This window comes from Paraburkholderia sp. UCT31 (assembly GCF_014397655.1).
In the GTDB taxonomy this organism is placed as follows: domain Bacteria; phylum Pseudomonadota; class Gammaproteobacteria; order Burkholderiales; family Burkholderiaceae; genus Paraburkholderia; species Paraburkholderia tuberum.
Genome location: NZ_VZQP01000158.1, coordinates 1 through 2,062, shown reverse-complemented (window position 1 = coordinate 2,062; position 2,062 = coordinate 1). Strand labels below are relative to the sequence as shown.

General features: G+C 60.6%; 1 protein-coding gene. It reads left to right on the top strand.

Annotated features, from left to right (window positions below):
• The first annotated feature begins 449 nt into the window (after nucleotides 1–449).
• Nucleotides 450–1,475: an alcohol dehydrogenase AdhP gene (gene adhP, locus F6X40_RS41315; protein WP_187631868.1), complete on the top strand. Its 1,026-nt coding sequence runs from the start codon at nucleotides 450–452 to the stop codon at nucleotides 1,473–1,475.
• The last annotated feature ends 587 nt before the right edge of the window (nucleotides 1,476–2,062 follow it).

The following is a 2,062-nucleotide window of genomic DNA, read 5'->3' as shown; positions in this document are numbered from 1 at the left end:
CGGCTCCTGCTGGAGAACGAGGCGGATTGCCTCATTCGCCAACATAAAACCGCGTGACCGGCCTCGCCCTGACCTCCCGCGTCGGACCGGAGCCCTCTACCGCGCGAGCGGTTTCGTTCGCCGACCCACATGAGCCGCCCGGGAAAATCTGACGACCGTCCGCTTGCCGGCCAGCATGAGACGATCGCGGGCGACACTACGACTTACCGCAGGACGGCCTTCCGAACATCCGCGCGTGGTCGCTAATCGCTCTTGACGGATGCGATGAAGCGCCTGCGGGTACTCAGCAGGCTGTGGGTGTCGTATGCGCTGACGGCAGGCCTGCGCATCAGATACGCATGCTTGCGGTGCCGGACTTGTGCGCTTCGATGCCCCCATTGATCTACGTCAAGTCGCTTTGCTGTACGACGCGAATACTGCCAGCAATGCCAACGCCACAGGAGAATCTCATGGCTCAGTCGATGAAGGCGGCCGTCGTGCATGCCTTTGGGGAACCGCTTCATATCGAAGAAGTGCCCGTACCCACGCCAGGGCCGGGACAGATTCTGGTTAACATCAAGGCGTCCGGCGTGTGTCACACGGACCTGCACGCTGCCGACGGCGACTGGCCCGTCAAGCCGACGCTGCCATTCATCCCCGGCCACGAAGGTGTGGGTTTCGTCGCGGCGGCGGGCAGCGGCGTCACGAACGTCAAGGAAGGCGACCGGGTTGGCGTGCCGTGGCTCTATACCGCGTGCGGATACTGCGAACATTGCCAGAGCGGCTGGGAAACGCTTTGCCATGACCAACAGAACACCGGCTATTCCGTGAACGGCGCCTATGCCGAATACGTGCTCGCCGATCCCAACTACGTCGGACACCTGCCGCAGCAGATCGCCTTCGACGAAATCGCGCCGATCCTTTGCGCCGGCGTCACGGTCTACAAAGGTATCCGCGTGACCGATACGCGGCCAGGGCAATGGTTAGCGATCTCAGGCATCGGCGGTCTCGGTCACGTGGCCGTGCAATATGCGATCGCGATGGGACTTCACGTGGTCGCGGTCGACGTGAGCGAGGACAAGCTCGCGCTCGCGCGCGAACTCGGCGCGCATCTCGCGATCGACGCATCCAAGACTGATCCCGCCGCCGTCATCCAGAAGGAAATCGGCGGAGTGCACGGCGTGCTCGTCACCGCGGTCTCTCGCAGCGCCTTCGCGCAGGCCCTCGGCATGGTGCGCCGCGGCGGCACGGTTGCGCTTAACGGCCTGCCGCCGGGCGATTTTCCCCTGCCTATCTTCTCGACGGTACTGAACGGCATCACCGTGCGCGGCTCGATCGTGGGAACGCGGCGCGATCTGCAAGAGTCGCTAGACTTCGCCGCGGAAGGCAAGGTCCGAGCCCATATCCAACGCGAGCGGCTCGACAACATCAACACGGTCTTGACCGACCTGCGGAACGGAAATGTCAACGGCAGAATGGTATTGACGTTCGATTGACCTGATAACAGCCCGCTTTGCGATGCCCCGCGATTTCGCGGGGCATCGCATCATTCCTCGCGGTTATTCTGTCAGCCGGTGGGATCTGGTCATCGTTGATGAGGCCCACAAGCTGTCGGCGACCTGGTATGGGACGAAAGTCAACGAGAGCCGCCGGTTCAAGCCGGACAAGCTCTGGGCGAAATCTCGCGGCACGTCTTGTTGATGACGGCAACACCGCACGACGGCAAAGAAGAGGATTTTCAACTGTTCTTGTCGTTTCTTGACTCAGACTGACTTTCGCGACGCCCCCCGATAGTTTTCCCAGGCAATTTTCCCACGCTGCGGCGTAACGACGCAGCCCGCTGAACTCGACCGTCCTGTCATCGACTGGGTTTATAATGACAATAAACTCATAAATGATATATATATCATACAACGGATTGTCTTTGCTTGGTGCTGCCCGTAATCCAGTCGGCATCTAGGGAAACGCTGATTAATGGAGCTCGGCGGTCATCGCTCACGTAGCCGAAGACGTTATAGAAGGCAGCTCACAGAACGGACTCACGAGGATGAAGAGGCAGATCGGCTTCGCGGAAGCGGAAATT

Bases quoted from the DNA above. Each gene is read 5' to 3' on its own strand.
- adhP (WP_187631868.1), top strand. From the start codon at position 450: ATGGCTCAGTCGATGAAGGCGGCCGTCGTGCATGCCTTTGGGGAACCG.